Below are 18,944 nucleotides of genomic sequence, written 5' to 3'. Positions count from 1 at the left end.
CGCTTTATATCATAAGAAAGTGCTCTGTGATATACAAGAGACAGTGACAGGAAGGGGATTCCCAGTGTTAAAGAAAGTGCTGAAACGTATTGCAATATCGATCCCGGTACTGATCGGCGTAGTGCTGATCATATTTATCATGCTCCGTATCGTTCCGGGCGATCCGATCACAACGCTGATGGGGGAGCATGTGAATCCGGCGTTGATCGAAAAACTCAGTAAGGAGATGGGGCTGGATGAGCCGATGTATGTCCAGTTCTTTAAGTATGTGGCAAATGCCTTAAGAGGTGATTTTGGCACCTCCTACCGGCTGAACCGGAATGTGACCCAGATCATCATGGACGCGTTTCCCAACACGGTGAAGCTGTCTGTCCTGGCGGCGGTCGTGGCATGGATCATCGGGATCACTGCGGGGATCGTGGCGGCCATCAAACAGAACCGTTTTTTGGACCGTCTGTTTATGGGCTGCGCACTGATGGGAGTTTCCATGCCGGTATTCATGACAGCTCTGGTTCTGCAGTACGTGTTTGCATTTAAGCTGAAATGGTTTCCAGTCTCCGGTTTTGATTCTGTGCGGGCCATGATCCTGCCTGCGATCGTCCTGGGGTGGAATTCGGCGGGCAGCATTGCCCGGATGACCAGATCCAATCTGGTGGAGATCATGCAGAATGACTTTATCCGCACAGCGCGGGCCAAGGGGCTGCGGGAAGGCGGCTTGATCGTGGGCCATGCCTTAAAGAATGCCATGCTTCCGGTTGTGACGATGATGGCGCTGCAGATCTCCAGTATGCTCTCCGGCGCAGTGCTGACGGAAAGCGTATTTGGCGTGCCGGGGATCGGGCGTCTGGCGGTCAACGCTATTGAGACAAGAGATATGCCTCTTTTACAGGGGACGGTTATTTTTACTACGGTTCTGATCATTGCGGGCAATCTGGTCGCTGACCTGCTTTACAATGTATTGGATCCACGGATCAGGGAGGGTGCATAAGATGGCAAATTCAGGAATGAATGTGGACCCGAATCTGATTGCCGGGACGGGGATGTTGGAAAATGAGCGCGGTTTTAACGGGATGTCCGCAGGCGGTCCTATGGGTGGCCCCCTGGGACATGATGACGAGATCGGGGAGGCGGATACCTGGCTGGACAAGATAAAGACCCTGGTCCGCCAGAACAAGCTGGCGGTGTTCTCGGCAGTGGTGATCCTGCTCATCATCTTTGCGGCGGTGTTTGCGCCGCTTGTGGCTCCATATGATCACTTGAAGCAGAGTCTGGCAGACCGGCTTCAGGACCCCAGTATGGCGCACTGGCTGGGCACGGATGAGCTGGGGCGCGATGTACTGAGCCGGATCATCTACGGAGCGAGGATCTCCCTGACGATCGGCCTTGTACCGACGCTGATCTCCATGTCCATCGGCACGGTGTTAGGGATGTGCGCGGGATTTTACGGCGGTAAGGTAGATTTTGTGATCATGCGTCTGGCAGACGTGATGCTGGCGTTCCCGTCTCTGCTGCTTGCCATGGTGGTCATGTATACCATGGGCGGGGGCCTGATCAATATTTTCATCGCCCTCAGTCTGGTGAACTGGGCCAGTACAGCGCGGGTGGTGCGCTCCCAGACCCTTTCCCTGAAGGAGAAAGAGTATGTGGAGGCGGCGCGCTCCATCGGGGTGAAGAAATGGACGATCATGTTCCGTCACATCTTGCCCAACTGCCTGCCTTCCCTGATCGTACTCTTTACGCTGAATATCCCTTCAGCGATCCTGTCGGAAGCGTCTCTAAGCTTTCTGGGTGTGGGAGCCCAGCCGCCCAGCGCAAGCTGGGGCCTGATGGTAGTGCGCGGTAAGAAATACCTGTTTTCTGAGCCATGGCTGTCCATCGCGCCCAGTGTGGCGATCATGATCGTGGTGATGGCATTCAACTTCCTGGGCGATGGGCTGAGGGATGTGCTGGATCCGTATTTAAAAGAGCAGTAAGGAGGCAGGAGAGAAGATGAGTGAATCTATCGTATTAGATATCCAAAATTTGAAATCCCACTTCTTTACGGCGAAGGGGGAGGTCCCGGCGGTGGACGGCGTCAGCATCCAGGTGCCTGCGGGCAAGATCATCGGCATCGTCGGCGAGTCCGGCTGTGGAAAGAGCATGACGGCCATGTCGGTCATGGGGCTTTTGCGGTATCCGGGCAAGGTGGTGGATGGGAGCATCACGCTTAACGGGCGTGATATCACCAATCTGACACCGAAGGAGAGGTCGAAGGTGCGTGGAAATGAGATCTCCATGATCTTCCAGGAACCGATGACTTCGTTAAATCCGGTGTATCCGGTGGGGAAACAGGTGCGGGAGGCGATCCTCCTGCATCAGAAGGTGTCGAAGGAGGAAGCCACAAAGCGGGTTATTGATATTTTCCGCGCTGTGGGGATCCCGGAGCCGGAGAAGCGGTATCACAGCTATCCCCACCAGCTTTCCGGCGGCCTGCGCCAGAGGGTGATGATCGGCATGGCGATGGTATGCAGGCCCAAGGTGATGATCGCCGACGAGCCGACCACGGCTCTGGACGTGACCATTGAGGCCCAGATCCTGAGATTGATGAAACGGCTCTGTGCAGAGCAGGGAACTTCCATCATCCTGATCACCCACAACATGGGCGTGGTGGCGGAGATCTGCGACTATGTGTACGTGATGTACGCAGGGAAGGTGATGGAGCAGGCTGAGACATTTGAACTGTTTGAGAAGACGCAGCATCCCTATACCCAGGGGCTTTTAAAGTCCATACCGAAGCTGGATGAGAAGGCGGACAGGCTGTATACGATCGAGGGTGTGGTGCCGAACCTTTTACATCTTCCGGCGGGCTGCAACTTCTGTACCCGCTGTGGGCAGGCCACGGAACGCTGCTATGCGGAGAAGCCGTCTCTATATCAGACGTCGGAAGGCCACGGGGTCAGATGCTTCCAGTATGAAAGCGAGGTGCTGGTTGATGGAAAATAGAGTGGAGAAAAGGATTCTTCTGGAAGCGAAGCATCTTGTAAAAGAATTTCCGATCGTCGGCACGAAGAAGGCGCCGCAGGTGGTTCATGCAGTTTCGGATGTAAATCTGGAGATCTACGAGGGAGAGACGCTGGCCCTGGTGGGGGAATCCGGATGCGGCAAGAGTACCCTTGGGCGGGTGCTGATCCGCCTGCTGAAAGCGACCTCCGGGGAGATATGCTTTGAGGGTGAAGATATCGTGGGGATGAGCGAAGCTGCATTTGCTGAAAAACGCAGGCAGATGCAGATCATTTTCCAGGATCCGTATGCCTCGTTAAATCCCAGGATGAGCGTGAAGGATATCATTTCCGAGCCCCTTACGACCTATGGCATGAAGGATAAGGCCGAGCTGGAGAAACGGGTGCGGGAGCTGATGAAGGAAGTGGGCATCCCGGAGGAGTTCTACAATCGGTATCCCCATCAGTTTTCCGGCGGACAGCGGCAGCGTATCGGCATTGCCCGTGCGATCGCTCTGAATCCCAAGCTGATCATCTGCGACGAGCCGGTTTCGGCGCTGGACGTCTCGATCCAGTCCCAGGTCTTAAACCTTTTGAAGGATTTACAGGAGGAGTATAAGCTGACTTACCTGTTTATCTCACATGATCTGAGCGTAGTGAAGTTTATCGCGGACCGGGTCTGCGTGATGTTTTTGGGGTGTATCTGTGAGGTTGGGGAGACAGATGAGCTGTACGATCACCCCCTTCATCCTTACACGAAGTTTTTGCTGAACGCGATCCCGAAGGCGGACCCGCGGCTTCGGAGCGAGGAGAAGGAACTGCTCACCGGAGAAATCCCGTCCCCGGTGGATCCGCCGTCGGGCTGCCGGTTCCATACCCGGTGCCCTTATGCGCAGGATATCTGCAGCCGGGAGGTCCCGGAGTGCAGGATCTATGGGGGGCGGAAGGTGTTTTGTCATTTTCCGTTGGAGGAAAAATAAAGAAAATGGGCAGTTATGTGAACCCGGTGTGCACGATGCATACCGGGTTTTGTGTAAGAACGAGCTGCCTGTCTGAAATAAGGTTCAAGTGATCCAGATGTTATGTGCCGCGATCATTTCAAGTGTGGAAATCACGGCATCATAGCTGACCTTTTCAAAAAGCAATTTGGAAGTAATCTGTTCATAGTCAGTTTTATAGACCCCTTTATCAATGATTTCCTGGAGAAGAGTATGTATTTGGCTGTCTTCTTTTGCAGATGGGCAAACAGGACTTTTCTTGCGTGCAGCTTTTACGGCGTCAAACAGGATACCGAAAGACGGATCCATGCGGATGTGTGGAAACAGTTTATACAGGTCATACAGATGCCGGGAGTGTTTCGCGATATTTCCGGTCAGATAATAGTCACAAATAGCAAAGATCTTATCAATAAAGGTCCGCTCTTTTGTTTGAACGTTTATAGGAAAAGGAGATAGACTATACTCTGAGATAAGAGATTTCCGGTCTTCCAATGCAAAAAACTCATAGAGGTAGCTGTCTACGGTTTTTATCTCGGTGGGAAACGACGGGATAAAAACGGATGTTTCTACAATGAGCAGCGGTTTAACAGGAGCACTGCCGAAATGTGACATATATTGGAAGATATACTGATTAAATTCCCTCCGGCTACGGATCTCTTCGGGATTCCCCAGGGAAAGATTCAGTGTTTCACCGGATTCCTTAATCAGTTTGGAGAAACGCCGCCGGAGGCCCTGGCTCAAATGTGTGTTATGGCTGTCATAGTTTAAGTCAATATCCTCGGAAAAACGGTCAATCACTTTATAGCATTTAGAAAGCGATGTACCGCCTTTGAAAATGATATCAGGATCTTTACTCACCAGCCGTTGAAGCATCTGAGTAACATAATAATCCTTTTCTATAATTGCCGGATGGATATTAAGTTTCTGGGAGGCCTGTAGAATAGCCTGTTGAAATATGGTTTTATCATCACATAAGTTCATCTGTTATCCTGCTTTCCATCAGCTTTTGTGCAACGCGGGAGGGATAGAGGGAGATATAATGATAGATATCAGACCGCGTTAGTTCCAGCAGGCCTATGTAATATAAAAGATATCTCCTTGAGGTCCCTGTCAGTGCCGTTATATCGATCTGATTGATCAAATCGAGAAACTGGAGGGTGCCTGCGTTTGCTGCGGTAATTTCTGCGCGCCCTTTTCTCAGATGAATCTCCTGGTTCCCTACCTTTATCTCCCGGAGTCTGGAACTTTCGTTGTTTGTTGTGATCTCGACAACATTGGGCATCTGCGTCGTCAGTCCGATTGAATTCTCAAGAATAAGTCCGCTGTAATACCCGTAAATCTCGCTGCCGTTTGTAATGTACTTTTTTTCATATACCTTTTGAGGATTCAGACAGGATTTGCCGAGAATGGTATAGCTGGGGATATAATAGATACCCTGTGCAAACCGTTCTATTTTGCCCTGCCTGGCCAGACGTGAGAGGGTCTGACGGACATTGTCGCTACTCATGCCCTCAATGTTTAACTCGCTTGAAAAAATGGGCGTATCATAGCCATAAATGGTTTTGAGCTCCTGATAGAAATCCATGTGAGTCACCTTCTTTCTTTTCTATAGCATACATAATTTGATATAGAATGTCAATATTTGTGACATAATTTTTTGTTTTTATCATGCTGGAAAGTGGGAAAATAAAAGATATGCTATGTACAACGCAGCAATCTCTACCGCTGCTGCGTTTTCCTTCTTAGTTCAGATAATTCCGCATCGCCTTCAGCGCGCTCTTTTCCAGCCTGGACACCTGGGCCTGGCTGATGTGGATCTCCTCAGCCACCTCGGTCTGGGTCTTGCCCTCAAAAAAGCGCATGTCGATGATGTGGCGTTCCCGTTTGGGGAGCCGGTCCATGGCTTCCCGCAGGGAGATCTCCTCCACCCAGTTTTCCTCGTGGTTTTTCTTGTCGCTGATCTGGTCCATCACATAGAGCGGGTCGCCGCCGTCGGTGTAGATCGGCTCATAGAGGCTGACGGGGCTCTGGATGGCGTCTAAGGCATAAGTGATGTCCTCTTTGCTGACGCCGATCTCCTGGGCGATCTCCATAAGGGTAGGTTCCCGGGAGTTTTTGCGGGTCAGACCCTCTTTGGCGTAAATCGCCTTATAGGCCGTATCCCGCAGGGAACGGCTGACCCGGATGGAGTTGTTGTCCCGCAGATACCGGCGCACTTCGCCGAGGATCATGGGTACCGCATAAGTAGAGAACCGGACATTCTGGGTAATGTCAAAATTGTCGATTGCCTTAATAAGGCCGATACATCCGATCTGGAACAGATCGTCCACATTTTCATTGCTGTTAGAAAAACGCTGGATCACACTGAGCACCAGGCGTAAGTTTCCCTTGATGTACTGCTCCCTGGCTTCCATGTCGCCTTCTAAGATCCGCTTGAACAGGACGTCCTTCTCCTCATTCGTAAGCAGGGGCAGTTTCGCCGTATTCACTCCGCAGATTTCAACCTTGTATCCTGCCATGTTCCTTACCTCCGCAAATCAGATTCATTGCCGCATGTCGAATGGACACAAGCTTTCCGTGTCCACGGTACAATGAAAATGATTCACGGATTCGGGATGGTTTATACTTCCAATTTCTTCAAATGAGGGATTCTGTTTGACTTTTGTCGGGGATTTTCCTATGATGAGAGCAGGAAAAGTCTGACAGTGAGTGAGAGTTTTATGAGGTGGATCTATGAATGATAAGAGAATGAAAATCGGGGAAATGGCGCAGTTTAACCAGGTATCCATCCCTACGCTTCGTCTGTATGATAAGGTCGGGATCTTAAAACCCTGTTATACAGACCCGGAAACCAACTACCGCTACTACAGCATCAACCAAAAAGCGCGGCTGGACATGATCCAGTATATGAAGGAGCTGGGAATGAGCCTGGGAGAGATCAAACAGATTCTGGAGCGGGGAGACTTACAGATGATAGAGTCCACCCTGATCAGCAAGAAAAAACAGGTGAAGGAGCAGATCAGCCAACTGGAATTGCGGCTGGGCGCCATCACCCGGACCATTGAGAGTGTGGAGCGGTTTCGGAAGGCCCCGACCTGCGGCATGATCACGGTGGAATATATCCCTCACCGGATGATCTATGCCATGCATACGGATATTAATTTTTACGAGTATGATATCTCTGTCTACGAACATATTTTGGGGCAGCTAAAGGATGATATTATAGCCCACAACCTGCCGCAGATCTATTACTGCAACGCGGGAACGATCCTGCCGAAGGAGAACTTCCTGGCGCAGAAGCTGGTGTCCAGTGAGATATTTGTGTTTGTGGATGATAATTTCCCACCCAGCGAGTCGGTGCGGCGGATTGAAAGCGGCATGTACGCCTGTATCTATTTAGACAGCTTCGACGATGAGCCGGAGTACGCCGGGCGGCTATTAAAATATTGCAGGGATAATAACTATCAGGTGTGCGGAGACTATATCTGTGAGGTGCTGACGGAATTCAATGTGTTTGACAGCGAGAAACGGTCCATGTTTCTCAGGCTTCAGGTACCGCTGAGATTTCGTTAAATTTTTTTCAATCTCTCCTTGACTCTCATCCGGGGTGAGGCTGTACAATGAATGTATCAAAAAGATGGCCCCGAAAACAGAGGCCGACTAAACGTGATGTCTCAGAAAAAGGAGGTTTTTTATTATGGGCAAGATCAAAGTGGTACAATATGGTTGCGGAAAAATGAGTATCTACACCATGCGTTATCTGTATGAGCATGGCGCGCAGATCGTGGGCGCTATCGATGTGAACCCGGAGATCGTGGGGATGGACATCGGTGATTATGCCGGGCTTGGCGTAAAGACCGGCGTGCTGATCAGCGACAATGCGGACGAAGTGCTGGACAATACGGACCCGGATATCGCGGTTGTGACCCTGTTCAGTCTGGTAAGCGACTGCTACGACCATTATGTGAAATGCTTGAGCCGCGGGATCAGCGTGATCACCACCTGCGAGGAGGCGACCTACTGCTGGACTACCGATCCGGTACGCACCAATCAACTGGATGTGCTGGCAAAGGAGAACAATTGTACCTTCGTAGGCAGCGGTATGGAGGACACCTTCTGGGTGAACATGGTTGGCATGGTGGCCGGAAGCTGCAATTCGATCCAGAAGATCGAGGGAGCGGTGAGCTACAACGTGGAGGATTACGGACTGGCTCTGGCTAATGCCCACGGCGTGGGACTGACCCCGGAGGAGTTTGAGGCCCAGATCGCACATCCGGAAGTCCTTGAGCCTGCCTATGTGTGGAATTCCAACGAAGCCCTGGCAGCCAAGATGGGCTGGACCATCAAGAGCCAGACCCAGAAATGTGTTCCGTATTTCCATGATGACACCCTGTATTCCTCCACACTTGGCAAGGATATCCCGAAGGGCAACTGCATCGGCATGGCGGCGGTTGTGACTACCGAGACCTTCCAGGGGCCGGTGATCGAGACCCAGTGTATCGGTAAGGTCTATGGGCCGGATGACGGGGATATGTGCGACTGGAAGATCACAGGGGAACCGAACGTGGAATACCATGTGGTAAAACCTGCCACCGTGGAGCACACCTGCGCAACGATCGTGAACCGGATCCCCAGTGTCCTTAGAGCACCGGCAGGCGTAGTGTCCCTGGATGAACTGGATGAGATCGAGCATCTGACCTATCCGATGGAGTTCTACTGCTGATAAAGTACAGTCTGTATAAATGATGCAATATGCAAGCCGCTTCCTTCGGGGGGCGGCTTATTTTACTATGGCTATCGGATTTGGGCAAAGCCCTTTGAAAAAAGTACAGAAAGAATTTCATTTTCGGAACATATTTTACAATTTTCCGGAAATTGTGTATAATAAGGAGATGACAGGCATTTTGCGTGGACGAATAGAAGAATGGTGGAAGAAAACATGAAAAGAACGTATCTGATTGACAGTGAGAATATCAACGACATATGGGTGGAAATCTTGAACAGCCTGGAGGAGAAGGATGAGATCCTTGTATTTTATACAGACAAAAGCGCCCATATGGGATATGACCGGATCATCCGTCTGATGGAACTGAAGCGGGGGACGGTCCGGTGGATCCGCTGTTTTGAGGGACAGAACGCGCTGGATTTCCAGCTTGTGACGGAGCTTGGCAGCCGCATCAGCCAGGAGCCGAAGCGGGAGTATATCATCGTCTCTAACGATACCGGATATGACGCGGTGGTCCGTTACTGGCAGCAGAAGGAGTACCGGGTCCGGAGGATGAAGGGCGTGGAGTGCGAGACCCTGGTGGGCGCGGAGCCGGAGCCGGACAGGAAGGACGCTGTTAAGAAGAGCAGTGTGCCAAATGACACTGCGGAAAATGACCACAAAGAAAGTGCGGCAGGGGCGGAAGCTCTCAAAGATGAGAGCACGGCGAAGGCGGCAGAAAAGCACGCCGTGGAAACAGCGTTGGACGAGGAGTCTGAAAAGGATGATCTGCATGACAGCCAGGCAGATCATCAGGAGTTCCAGGAGTGGCAGAACGATCATGCAGCCGTGAAGGGGCAGAAAACAGGCGGGATATCATCAGAGACAACCTCATCGGATACAGCCGCGGCTGCGAAGACCGATTCCTGGCGGGATGAGCTGATTCATATTTTCCAGGAGAACGGGAGTCATGACCCGCAGGCGGATATGGCATTTTTGCAGGAGCTTTGCAAGACGGTGAAGCTGTCCAACATGTCTCTGATGCACAATGTGCTGGAGTACCATTTCGGACAGACTGCGGGCAATGCCATTTACCATTTTATCAAGGAGAATCCGGGATGCCGCGGCGAGTTATCCGCAGGTTACAGCAACAATAAAAAACAGAGGGAACGTCAGTATCTGTCTCTGATCTTAAGACGCAACCATATTGTGCCGGAAGAGGGAGATGAGGAGGCGATCTTAAAGATCCTTGGCGGAATCCCCCGGAAGAACTTAAATTCCATTCATACGGCGCTGGTCAAGAAGTTTGGCCAGGAGGAGGGCGGCAACTGCTACGCAGTCCTGCGCAACCATGTGAAGATCATTCGGGGGCTGTAATATCCGGCGGGAGGACATAAAAGGAGCGGCACAGCACAACTGGCATGGTGAAAAGTTTTGATTCTGGATATTTTTAACCAGTCCAGAGCATGATATACTCTTGCCAGATGAATGACTAAAGGAGGATGTAAGATGAAACGGATCATTACTCTTCAGGATATTTCCTGTGTTGGCCGCTGTTCGATCACCGTAGCGCTTCCTGTGATCTCAGCGATGGGAGTGGAGTGCGGGATCCTGCCGACGGCGGTGCTTTCCACTCACACGATGTTTAAGACCTTTACCTGTAAGGATCTTTCCGACCAGATTGAACCGATCTCGGATGCGTGGGAGAAGGAGCAGGTTACCTTTGACGGCATTTATACCGGGTATCTGGCTTCGAAGGGGCAGTGCCGCCAGGTGTGTGAATTTTTTGACCGCTTTGGGACTCCGGACAACCTGATCCTGGTGGATCCGGCTATGGCGGATAATGGGAAACTGTATCCGGCGTTTGACGCTTCATTTCCGGCAGCCATGGCGGAGGTCTGCGGGAAGGCGGATGTGATCCTGCCGAATATCACGGAGGCGTGCCTGCTGACCGGGATGCCTTATAAGACCAGCTATGATGAAGCTTATATCCGGACGTTGCTGGAGAAACTGCTTGAGCTGGGATGCGGTGCGGCAGCCCTGACCGGAGTGAGCTATGAGCCGGATAAGCTGGGGATCGCTTATCTGACCAAAGAGGGAAAGAGCTTTTCTTATTTCACCCGGAAATGCCCACAGAGCTTCCATGGAACTGGAGATCTCTATTCGTCTGTGGTGATGGGAGGCCTGATGCGTGGGATGAGCCTGGATGATTCGCTCTCCATTGCGGCGGATTTTGTGGTGGAATGTATCGAAGCGACCGCTTCCTCAAAGAGCGCGCGCTGGTACGGGGTAGAGTTTGAGTCCCAGATCCCGAAGCTGTGCACCATGCTGGCGGATCGTCTGCCGGAGGTGCAGGATTAAGCGGTGCGGGACCAGATGACAGGAAGCAGGGAAGCGCAGATGCTTCGTGCAGATAGTTTGTAAAAAACTGCCGGTAAGATCATTTACCGGCAGCTTTATTTTTCTCGTATAAGATCAGCAGGCCTTTTAAGAGCAGGGCCTCGTCATAGATGATCTTGTGTCTGCACAGCGGAGTCACAAAGCGGGCCAGGCCTCCGGTGGCGACGACGGTAGCCGGCTCCCCAAGCTCCTCCTCCATCCGTTCGATGATGCCGTCCAGCATGCCGGCATTGCCGTACATGATGCCGCTGCGCATGCAGTCGATGGTGTTCTTGCCGATCACATTCTTTGGGATGTCCAGGCTGATGGACGGGAGCTGTGCGGTCTTGCTGCTCAGTGAATTTAAGGAGACACGAAGTCCCGGAAGGATCGCGCCGCCGATATAATTGCCGGAGTGATCCACCACGCAGACGGTGGTAGCGGTCCCCATATCGATGATGATGATCGGGCAGGGATAGTCCCGGAGCGCGGCTACCGCGTCCACGATCAGGTCGCTTCCTACGGTCTTGGGGTTGTCCATCTGGATGTTCATACCGGTCTTGATGCCGGAGCCGACCAGCATGGGATGGTAGCCCAGGATCTTTTTAACAGCCGAGGAGATGGCGGCGTTGAGGGGCGGCACTACGGAGGAGAGGATAGCTCCATCGATCTGTGCCGGGTCGATCTGGTGGATCTCCAGGATATTTTTAATATTGATCGCATATTCTGTGCCGGTCTTGTCGTGGTTGGTAGTGACCCGCTCCACGAAATAAGTCTGTTCTGAGTCGATGCATCCAATGACAATGTTGGTATTGCCCATATCTATCGCTAAAATCATCAGAAAAACTCCTTTTCATTTTGTACTGTAATCCGATGTAACAGTTCAGCACAATTTGCTGCCCGAAGGGAGAAGGCGGATCAGGGGATACGTTCAAAGGCGTTGGAGCCCATCGGTACTTAGGCGCAGTCCCTCGCGCCTTACGTACCGCTATGCGCTCCACAGAGCGAGAGCGTCCTTTGAACGTATCCCCTGATCCGCCTTCTCCCCCGCCAACAAACTTCGCGCTGAACTGTTACAATCCTATCATATTTTACGGGGAAACACAATCGGAATCCCTTTCAAACAAGCTTAAACTGTGCTATACTATGTTCATTGCGGCGGGTCTTGCGGACCCGGCAAGCTATGGGAGCAGGAGGACAATATGTTACAAGGAAAAACTGTAGTGCTTGGAGTCTCAGGCGGGATCGCCGCCTATAAGATAGCAAGCCTTGCAAGTATGCTTAAAAAACAGCATGCCGATGTGGAAGTGATCATGACGGAGCATGCCACCAACTTTATTACGCCGGTCACCTTTGAGTCCCTGACCGGGAATCGATGCCTGGTGGATACCTTTGACCGGAATTTTGAGTTCCAGGTGGAGCATGTGGCCTTGGCGAAGAAGGCCGATATTTTCATGATCGCCCCGGCCACGGCCAATGTGATCGCAAAGGTGGCCCACGGCATTGCGGACGATATGCTGACGACCACATTTCTGGCGTGTAAGAAGCCGAAGTATATTGTGCCGGCCATGAATACCCAGATGTACGAGAACCCGATCACCCAGGACAATCTGGATATCTGCCGGAGGTATGGGATGCATGTGATCGACCCGGCCTGCGGATACTTAGCCTGCGGGGATACTGGGGCGGGAAAGATGCCGGAGCCTGGGGTATTGTTTGAATATATTGTGCAGGAGCTTGCTTTTCCGAAGGATTTAAGCGGAAAGAAGATCCTTGTGACGGCGGGGCCGACCAGAGAGGCCATAGATCCGGTGCGTTACATCACCAACCATTCCACCGGCAAGATGGGATATGCCATTGCGCGGGCGGCAGCCTTAAGAGGCGCGGAGGTGACGCTGGTTTCCGGGCCGGTGAACTTAGAGGCGCCTCTGGGGGTTAAACTGGTGCCTGTGGTCAGCGCAAGGGAGATGTTTGAGGCTGTGACGGCTGTGAGCGGCGGTCAGGATGCAATCGTGAAGGCGGCGGCTGTGGCGGATTACCGTCCGGTGCACGTGGGAACGGAGAAGACAAAGAAGACGGACGGGGACATGGAGATCGAGCTGGAGCGGACCGATGATATCCTCGCCTGGCTGGGGGCACACCGGAGAGCAGGACAGGTATTGTGCGGGTTTTCCATGGAGACCCAGAATATGCTGGAGAATTCAAAGGCGAAGCTGGAGAGAAAGAATATTGACATGATCGTCGCCAATAATCTCAAGGTGGAGGGCGCCGGGTTCGGCACCGACACCAACATTGTGACATTGATCACAGGAGAAGGCGCAGAGGAGTTCCCTAAGATGTCGAAGGACCAGGTGGCACACAGGCTGCTGGACCGGATATTCCATATGGATCAGGGAGAGACAGGAGCATGAGATACGAAGTACACACTCTGGATGTGCCGGGGCAGCAGGAAGGCCCGGCGAAGCTGACCGCTTATCTGCTGGACGTCATCAGTGTTGCGCCAAAAAAACAGCGCCCGGCGGTGATCGTGGTGCCGGGAGGCGGATACCAAAGGCGCTCCGACCGGGAGAAAGAACCGGTCGCCATGCAGTTTTTAGCCATGGGATACCATGCATTTGTGCTGGATTACAGCGTGGCACCCCACCGGTTCCCTGTGGCCCTGACGGAGCTTGCCCTGGCGGTGGCGGTTATCCGTGACCATGCGAAGGAGTGGCACGTGGACCCGGCAGGCATTCTGATATGCGGGTTCTCGGCGGGCGGGCATCTGGCGTGCAGCCTGGGGACCTTCTGGAATGATCCGGTCTCCTATGAGGGGATCGGTAGGACAGCGGGACAGGTGAGGCCGGACGGGCTGATCCTCTGTTATCCGGTCATTACCTCCGGGGAGTTTAAACACCCGGGGTCCATAGAGATGCTGGCAGGGGAAGCTGCGGTGGATAAAGTTTCCCTGGAGCGTCATGTGACTTCGTCCATGCCGCCGGTCTTTTTGTGGCACACCCTGACGGATGGGACGGTTCCGGTGGAGAACAGCCTGCTCCTGGCAGCGGCTATGAGACGCAGCGGCGTGAGCTTTGAGCTTCATATCTTCCCGTCCGGCTGCCACGGGCTGTCGCTGGCGAACGAGGAGACTGGGGGAGATCAGGAAAGATATACAGAACCTTGTTGTCAAAGCTGGATTTCTCTGGTAAAATCATGGATTGAGACCAGATATCCAAGCGGGCGGTGAACACTGCCAGCCAGTTTGGTCGCAGGAACGAAACAAAAGTAGAATTCGGAGGACAGACCTTTGTCAAATATAACAGAAGAAATCAAGAAACGAAGAACCTTTGCCATCATTTCCCACCCGGATGCAGGTAAGACTACCCTGACGGAGAAATTCCTGCTGTATGGCGGAGCCATCAACCTGGCAGGTACGGTAAAGGGGCGGAAGGCAGCCAAGCACGCTGTTTCCGACTGGATGGAGATTGAGAAGGAGAGAGGTATTTCCGTCACCTCCTCGGTCATGCAGTTTGAGTACGACGGCTATTGCATTAATATCCTGGATACGCCGGGGCATCAGGATTTCTCGGAGGATACCTACCGCACCCTGATGGCGGCGGACAGCGCGGTCATGGTCATCGACGGCTCTAAGGGTGTTGAGGCGCAGACCATCAAGCTGTTTAAAGTCTGTGTCATGCGCGGCATTCCGATCTTTACCTTTATCAACAAGATGGACCGGGAGGCAAGAGACCCATTTGAGCTGATGGACGAGATTGAAAATGTGCTGGGCATCCGTACCTGTCCGATCAACTGGCCGATCGGCTGCGGCAAGAATTTTAAGGGCGTGTATGACCGCCATTCCAGGCAGATCACAACCTTTACGGCTGCCATGGGCGGGCAGAAGGAGGTGGCTTCCCAGACCTTTGATCTGGACAGCGCGGATGTGGAGTCCGTGATCGGGGCAGATTATCATGGACAGCTTTTAGATGAGATCGAGCTGTTAGACGGCGCTGCGGATGAATTTGACTTAGAGCGGGTCAGCCGCGGTAACTTATCGCCGGTATTTTTCGGTTCGGCGCTGACCAACTTCGGCGTGGAGACCTTTTTACAGCATTTCCTTACGATGACTTCCTCACCGCTTCCGAGAAAAGCGATCGAGCGGGTGATCGACCCGTTTGAGAAGGATTTTTCCGCTTTTGTGTTCAAGATCCAGGCGAACATGAACAAGGCTCACCGGGACCGTATCGCGTTCATGCGGATCGTGTCCGGCAAGTTCGAAGCGGGCATGGAAGTCAATCATGTGCAGGGAGGCAAGAAGATCCGTCTTTCCCAGCCCCAGCAGATGATGGCCCAGGACCGGAAGATCGTGGAGGAAGCCTATGCGGGGGATATCATCGGTGTGTTCGATCCGGGGATCTTCTCCATCGGAGACACGCTCTGCGCGTCCAGCGAGAAGTTTGAATTTGAGGGCATCCCGACCTTTGCCCCGGAGCATTTCGCCAGAGTGCGGCAGATGGATACCATGAAACGGAAGCAGTTTTTAAAAGGCGTCAGCCAGATCGCCCAGGAGGGCGCGATCCAGATCTTCCAGGAGTTCAACACCGGTATGGAAGAGATCATCGTGGGCGTAGTAGGCGAGCTGCAGTTTGAAGTGCTGACCTACCGCCTGGAGAACGAGTACAACGTAGAAGTGAGACTAGAGAAGCTGCCCTTTGAGCATATCCGCTGGATCGAGAACAAAGACGAGCTGGATATAGCCCATATCCAGGGCACGTCCGACATGAAGCGGATCAAAGATCTAAAAGATAATCCACTGTTATTGTTTATTAATAGCTGGAGTGTTAAAATGGTAGAAGACCGCAACCCGGGGTTGAAGCTTAGTGAGTTTGGCCGCGGATAACGCGATAAATGCCAGCGAAATAGAAGAAAATAAGGAGGTCAATTCCAATGAGCAAAATCGATACAGTCAGAGCAGCCATGGTAGAAGCCATGAAGGCAAAAGACAAGGCCAGGAAAGATTCCCTGTCCATGCTTCTCTCCGCATTAAAAAATGCAGAGATCGACAAGCGCTCCCCGCTGACGGAGGAAGAGGAGAACGCCATTGTCAAAAAAGAGATCCGCCAGACGAAGGAGACCTACGACACAGCCCCGGAGGACCGCACCGATATCCGAGACGAAGCGGCTGCAAGACTGGCCGTCTATAAAGAATTTGCTCCGGAAGATATGAACGTAGAGCAGATCACCGCGGTCATCAGGGAAGTCCTTGCAGAGCTTTCCATCGACACCCCGACCATGGCGGACAAAGGAAGAATCATGAAAGTCCTGATGCCAAGAGTAAAAGGCAAAGCAGACGGCAAGCTGGTCAATGAAACGCTGGCAGGGATGTTCAAGTAAACAGGCCATGTCTGTGCAGCCGCATTGCGATATAAATGACAGTATTGCCAAACCAAATAGAGGAGGGAAATGATCATGCAGTACAAAGAAAAGATCGAATCATACATCGAGGCCCACAAGCAGGAAATGCTGGAGGATATCTGTGAGCTTTGCCGCATCAACAGTGAGAAGATGCCCGCAGAAGAAGATATGCCCTTTGGCCCGGGCGCTGCCGAATGCCTGGACACGGCCCTTGATATGGCGGAGGGTTATGGATTTGAGACAACGGATTATGACGGCTATGTGGGCTGTGTGGACTTAAACGAGCTGCCCAGACAGCTGGATATCCTGGCCCACTTAGACGTAGTGCCGGCTGGCGAGGGATGGGAAGTGACAGAACCATTCAAACCGGTTGTAAAAGACGGGAAACTTTACGGCCGCGGCACCGCGGACGACAAAGGACCGGCAGTGGCCGCCCTGTACGCCATGCGCGCCGTGAAAGAACTGGGCATTCCCTTAAAAAAGAATGTACGCCTGATCCTGGGGACCGACGAGGAGTGCGGAAGCTCCGATATCGACCACTATTACAGTGTAGAAAAAGAAGCGCCGATGACCTTCTCCCCGGATGCGGAATATCCGGTGACCAACGTGGAGAAAGGCCGCATGAGCGGGCATTTCACAGCGCAGTTCGAGGCGTCAGATGCGCTTCCGAGACTGGTGAGCATCAAAGCAGGCACCAAGCTCAATGTGGTTCCGGGCAAAGCGAAGGCAACTGTAGAAGGCATGGAGAGCCGCGTTCTGGAAGAGACTGCGAAGACTGTAGAAGCAGAGACCGGAATCCATTACCTGTTTGAGTATGAAGCTCCGTTTACAACCATCACCGCAGTGGGAGCAGGCGCCCATGCGTCCAGGCCGGAGGATGGCAATAATGCTCTGACCGGACTGCTGACGCTGCTTGTCAGACTGCCGTTTGCACCGTGCGCTCAGATGGATTATGTAAAAAAAGCCATTGATCTGATTCCTCACGGAGATGTGAATGGAAAGACTTTGGGTGTGGAGATGGAGGATGAGATTTCAGGCAAACTGACTCTGGCATTCGATATGCTGACTGTAGATGCAGCAGGACTGGATGCAGAATTTGATACCCGCGTGCCGGTTTGCGGAAATGAAGATAATGTGCTGAAGGTGGTCCGTGAGAATCTGACTGCAAAAGGCTTTACGGTATTGACAGATTCTATGATCGCACCGCATTACGTGCCGGGTGATTCTGAATTCATAAAAACACTGCTCCGTGTTTACGAGGCATATACCGGCCTGAAGGGCGAATGCCAGTCCACGGGCGGCGGCACTTATGTGCATCACATTGAGAACGGAGTGGCGTTTGGCGCTGCACTGCCGGGAACGGATAACCGTATGCATGGCGCGGATGAGTTTGCCGTGGTGGATGAGCTGCTGGTGAGCGCCAAGATCTTTGCGCAGGTGATCGTGGAGCTGTGCAGCTAAAATAATTGTGTCTGCGGATTTTGCAGGCAATAGCAGGAGAGCAGGCGGCATCGTTGTCGGATATTTGAACGATAACTATGCTGCCTGTTCTGTTTTCTGGAGGTATACGATGAAATACAACAAAAGAAGAACAAAGATCCTGGAACTTCTGGATATCAATGAGAAAATGTCATACACCCAGCTTGCAGAATCCCTGGATGTTTCCCAGGCAACCATCCGGCGTGACCTGGTATTTCTGGAAAAGGAGCATGCCATTGAGCGGTACTGGGGCGGCGCCAAGCGAACCCGCAATGTGACGGTCAGGACCCGCAGCATCATGGATGGCGTGATCACGGAGAATCTGCGGATCATCGGGGAGATCGCGGGCGGGATGGTGCAGGATCGGGAAGTGATCTTTATCGGCTCGGGGCTCACAACCCTGACCATGATAGACAATATTACGGCAACGGACATCACAGTGGTGACCAATGGGATCCCACAGCTTGAAAGCCTGAAGGAAAAGGGGATCAGCGCTCTGCTGCTCTGTGGTTACTTAAAAGAATATTCCAGGGCGGTGGTTGGGCAGCAGACGATCGAGATGCTTTTGAAGTACCGGTTTGACAAGGCATTTCTGGGGATCAACGGGCTGGATGAAGACTATGGGCTTTTGTCGGCGGATGAGTTCGAGCATAATATCAAGCGGGCTGTCATCCGGAATTCCAGGCAGAGCTATATCCTTGCTTCGGAGCGGAAGTTCAACCGGACTGCAAAATATACAATTCCGGCGGCCAGTGCGCGGCATTTGACCCTTATCACCAACAAGCCCATGAGCCCGGATAAAAACTGGAAGAAGGTACTCCGGGGATATACGGCGAGGATAGAGCGGTGATCCGTGTATATGGATCATGGCCGGGGCTGATCCGGTCATTTTGCTTTACCAATCGTAGCAATAAGAGTTAATACCGTTAATTTGCTCAATAATCGATCAAATCAATCAAAATCATTGACATATTTAAGCGGAACTACCATAATGGGGATATCAAATTTGAG

18 protein-coding genes are annotated in these 18,944 nt (G+C 52.4%); 14 read left to right on the top strand and 4 right to left on the bottom strand.

Annotated features, from left to right (window positions below; translation table 11 throughout):
* The first annotated feature begins 64 nt into the window (after positions 1-64).
* The 4 genes from AB1I67_RS20675 to AB1I67_RS20660 are packed head-to-tail and all read left to right on the top strand — an operon-like array spanning position 65 to position 3,958.
* Entirely contained in the window at positions 65-988 is a 924-nt protein-coding gene (locus tag AB1I67_RS20675) for an ABC transporter permease (protein ID WP_367032138.1), read from the top strand.
* Between the two features lies 1 nt (position 989).
* Complete coding sequence (gene nikC, locus AB1I67_RS20670; protein WP_367032137.1) at positions 990-1,973, top strand: nickel transporter permease; 984 nt, start codon at positions 990-992, stop codon at positions 1,971-1,973.
* A 16-nt stretch (positions 1,974-1,989) separates the two neighbouring features.
* Entirely contained in the window at positions 1,990-2,982 is a 993-nt protein-coding gene (locus AB1I67_RS20665) for an ABC transporter ATP-binding protein (protein ID WP_367032135.1), read from the top strand.
* Complete coding sequence (locus AB1I67_RS20660) at positions 2,972-3,958, top strand: dipeptide ABC transporter ATP-binding protein (RefSeq protein WP_367032133.1); 987 nt, start codon at positions 2,972-2,974, stop codon at positions 3,956-3,958. The genes AB1I67_RS20665 and AB1I67_RS20660 overlap by 11 nt, the downstream gene beginning before the upstream one ends.
* Before the next feature lie 84 nt (positions 3,959-4,042).
* On the opposite strand, the gene AB1I67_RS20655 is transcribed toward AB1I67_RS20660, so the two are convergent.
* The 3 genes from AB1I67_RS20655 to sigG all read right to left on the bottom strand — a co-directional run bounded on the left by AB1I67_RS20655 (position 4,043) and on the right by sigG (position 6,495).
* The gene (locus AB1I67_RS20655) at positions 4,043-4,957 is read right to left on the bottom strand and encodes a nucleotidyl transferase AbiEii/AbiGii toxin family protein (RefSeq protein ID WP_367032132.1); all 915 of its coding nucleotides are present in this window, start codon (positions 4,955-4,957) and stop codon (positions 4,043-4,045) included.
* On the bottom strand, positions 4,944-5,561 hold the full coding sequence (locus AB1I67_RS20650; RefSeq protein WP_367032130.1) for a DUF6088 family protein: 618 nt from the start codon (positions 5,559-5,561) through the stop codon (positions 4,944-4,946). Before AB1I67_RS20650 ends, AB1I67_RS20655 begins: the two co-directional genes overlap by 14 nt.
* 157 nt (positions 5,562-5,718) lie before the next feature.
* The gene (sigG, locus tag AB1I67_RS20645) at positions 5,719-6,495 is read right to left on the bottom strand and encodes an RNA polymerase sporulation sigma factor SigG (protein ID WP_367032129.1); all 777 of its coding nucleotides are present in this window, start codon (positions 6,493-6,495) and stop codon (positions 5,719-5,721) included.
* Positions 6,496-6,709: 214 nt separating this feature from the next.
* Between sigG and AB1I67_RS20640 the strand changes: the two genes are divergently transcribed.
* The 4 genes from AB1I67_RS20640 (at position 6,710) to AB1I67_RS20625 (ending at position 11,042) form a co-directional block, all read left to right on the top strand.
* Entirely contained in the window at positions 6,710-7,549 is an 840-nt protein-coding gene (locus AB1I67_RS20640) for a MerR family transcriptional regulator (protein WP_367032128.1), read from the top strand.
* A gap of 124 nt (positions 7,550-7,673) precedes the next feature.
* Positions 7,674-8,699, top strand: a complete 1,026-nt coding sequence (locus AB1I67_RS20635; RefSeq protein WP_367032126.1) for a dihydrodipicolinate reductase — start codon at positions 7,674-7,676, stop codon at positions 8,697-8,699.
* 216 nt (positions 8,700-8,915) lie between these two features.
* The gene (locus AB1I67_RS20630; protein WP_367032125.1) at positions 8,916-10,058 is read left to right on the top strand and encodes a PIN domain-containing protein; all 1,143 of its coding nucleotides are present in this window, start codon (positions 8,916-8,918) and stop codon (positions 10,056-10,058) included.
* 132 nt (positions 10,059-10,190) lie between these two features.
* Positions 10,191-11,042: a pyridoxamine kinase gene (locus tag AB1I67_RS20625; protein WP_367032124.1), complete on the top strand. Its 852-nt coding sequence runs from the start codon at positions 10,191-10,193 to the stop codon at positions 11,040-11,042.
* Between the two features lie 79 nt (positions 11,043-11,121).
* On the opposite strand, the gene AB1I67_RS20620 is transcribed toward AB1I67_RS20625, so the two are convergent.
* Entirely contained in the window at positions 11,122-11,898 is a 777-nt protein-coding gene (locus AB1I67_RS20620) for a type III pantothenate kinase (RefSeq protein ID WP_367032122.1), read from the bottom strand.
* Between the two features lie 364 nt (positions 11,899-12,262).
* Here AB1I67_RS20620 and coaBC point away from each other — a divergent pair, with 364 nt between their 5' ends.
* From coaBC to AB1I67_RS20590, 6 genes are all read left to right on the top strand, one after another.
* The gene (coaBC, locus tag AB1I67_RS20615) at positions 12,263-13,471 is read left to right on the top strand and encodes a bifunctional phosphopantothenoylcysteine decarboxylase/phosphopantothenate--cysteine ligase CoaBC (protein ID WP_367032121.1); all 1,209 of its coding nucleotides are present in this window, start codon (positions 12,263-12,265) and stop codon (positions 13,469-13,471) included.
* Positions 13,468-14,286: an alpha/beta hydrolase gene (locus AB1I67_RS20610; protein WP_367032120.1), complete on the top strand. Its 819-nt coding sequence runs from the start codon at positions 13,468-13,470 to the stop codon at positions 14,284-14,286. Before coaBC ends, AB1I67_RS20610 begins: the two co-directional genes overlap by 4 nt.
* Positions 14,287-14,346: 60 nt before the next feature.
* Complete coding sequence (locus tag AB1I67_RS20605; protein WP_367032118.1) at positions 14,347-15,939, top strand: peptide chain release factor 3; 1,593 nt, start codon at positions 14,347-14,349, stop codon at positions 15,937-15,939.
* Positions 15,940-15,986: 47 nt separating this feature from the next.
* On the top strand, positions 15,987-16,433 hold the full coding sequence (locus AB1I67_RS20600; RefSeq protein WP_367032117.1) for a GatB/YqeY domain-containing protein: 447 nt from the start codon (positions 15,987-15,989) through the stop codon (positions 16,431-16,433).
* Between the two features lie 75 nt (positions 16,434-16,508).
* Positions 16,509-17,915 carry a dipeptidase PepV gene (gene pepV / locus AB1I67_RS20595; protein ID WP_367032115.1) on the top strand — a complete coding sequence of 469 codons (1,407 nt, stop codon included), beginning with the start codon at positions 16,509-16,511 and terminating at the stop codon, positions 17,913-17,915.
* 109 nt (positions 17,916-18,024) lie between these two features.
* Positions 18,025-18,783, top strand: coding sequence for a DeoR/GlpR family DNA-binding transcription regulator (locus tag AB1I67_RS20590; RefSeq protein WP_367032113.1), 759 nt, complete (start codon positions 18,025-18,027; stop codon positions 18,781-18,783).
* Positions 18,784-18,944: the final 161 nt, after the last annotated feature.

The organism is Clostridium sp. AN503, assembly GCF_040719375.1.
Taxonomy (GTDB): domain Bacteria; phylum Bacillota; class Clostridia; order Lachnospirales; family Lachnospiraceae; genus Brotaphodocola.
The sequence above is the reverse complement of the archived record's forward strand: the minus strand, read 5'-3'. Positions and strand labels throughout refer to the sequence as shown.

Coding starts and splice junctions, on each gene's coding strand:
- nikC (WP_367032137.1), top strand. CDS start 990: ATGGCAAATTCAGGAATGAATGTGGACCCGAATCTGATTGCCGGGACG.
- AB1I67_RS20665 (WP_367032135.1), top strand. CDS start 1,990: ATGAGTGAATCTATCGTATTAGATATCCAAAATTTGAAATCCCACTTC.
- AB1I67_RS20660 (WP_367032133.1), top strand. CDS start 2,972: ATGGAAAATAGAGTGGAGAAAAGGATTCTTCTGGAAGCGAAGCATCTT.
- AB1I67_RS20655 (WP_367032132.1), bottom strand. CDS start 4,957: ATGAACTTATGTGATGATAAAACCATATTTCAACAGGCTATTCTACAG.
- AB1I67_RS20650 (WP_367032130.1), bottom strand. CDS start 5,561: ATGGATTTCTATCAGGAGCTCAAAACCATTTATGGCTATGATACGCCC.
- sigG (WP_367032129.1), bottom strand. CDS start 6,495: ATGGCAGGATACAAGGTTGAAATCTGCGGAGTGAATACGGCGAAACTG.
- AB1I67_RS20640 (WP_367032128.1), top strand. CDS start 6,710: ATGAATGATAAGAGAATGAAAATCGGGGAAATGGCGCAGTTTAACCAG.
- AB1I67_RS20635 (WP_367032126.1), top strand. CDS start 7,674: ATGGGCAAGATCAAAGTGGTACAATATGGTTGCGGAAAAATGAGTATC.
- AB1I67_RS20630 (WP_367032125.1), top strand. CDS start 8,916: ATGAAAAGAACGTATCTGATTGACAGTGAGAATATCAACGACATATGG.
- AB1I67_RS20625 (WP_367032124.1), top strand. CDS start 10,191: ATGAAACGGATCATTACTCTTCAGGATATTTCCTGTGTTGGCCGCTGT.
- AB1I67_RS20620 (WP_367032122.1), bottom strand. CDS start 11,898: ATGATTTTAGCGATAGATATGGGCAATACCAACATTGTCATTGGATGC.
- coaBC (WP_367032121.1), top strand. CDS start 12,263: ATGTTACAAGGAAAAACTGTAGTGCTTGGAGTCTCAGGCGGGATCGCC.
- AB1I67_RS20610 (WP_367032120.1), top strand. CDS start 13,468: ATGAGATACGAAGTACACACTCTGGATGTGCCGGGGCAGCAGGAAGGC.
- AB1I67_RS20600 (WP_367032117.1), top strand. CDS start 15,987: ATGAGCAAAATCGATACAGTCAGAGCAGCCATGGTAGAAGCCATGAAG.
- pepV (WP_367032115.1), top strand. CDS start 16,509: ATGCAGTACAAAGAAAAGATCGAATCATACATCGAGGCCCACAAGCAG.
- AB1I67_RS20590 (WP_367032113.1), top strand. CDS start 18,025: ATGAAATACAACAAAAGAAGAACAAAGATCCTGGAACTTCTGGATATC.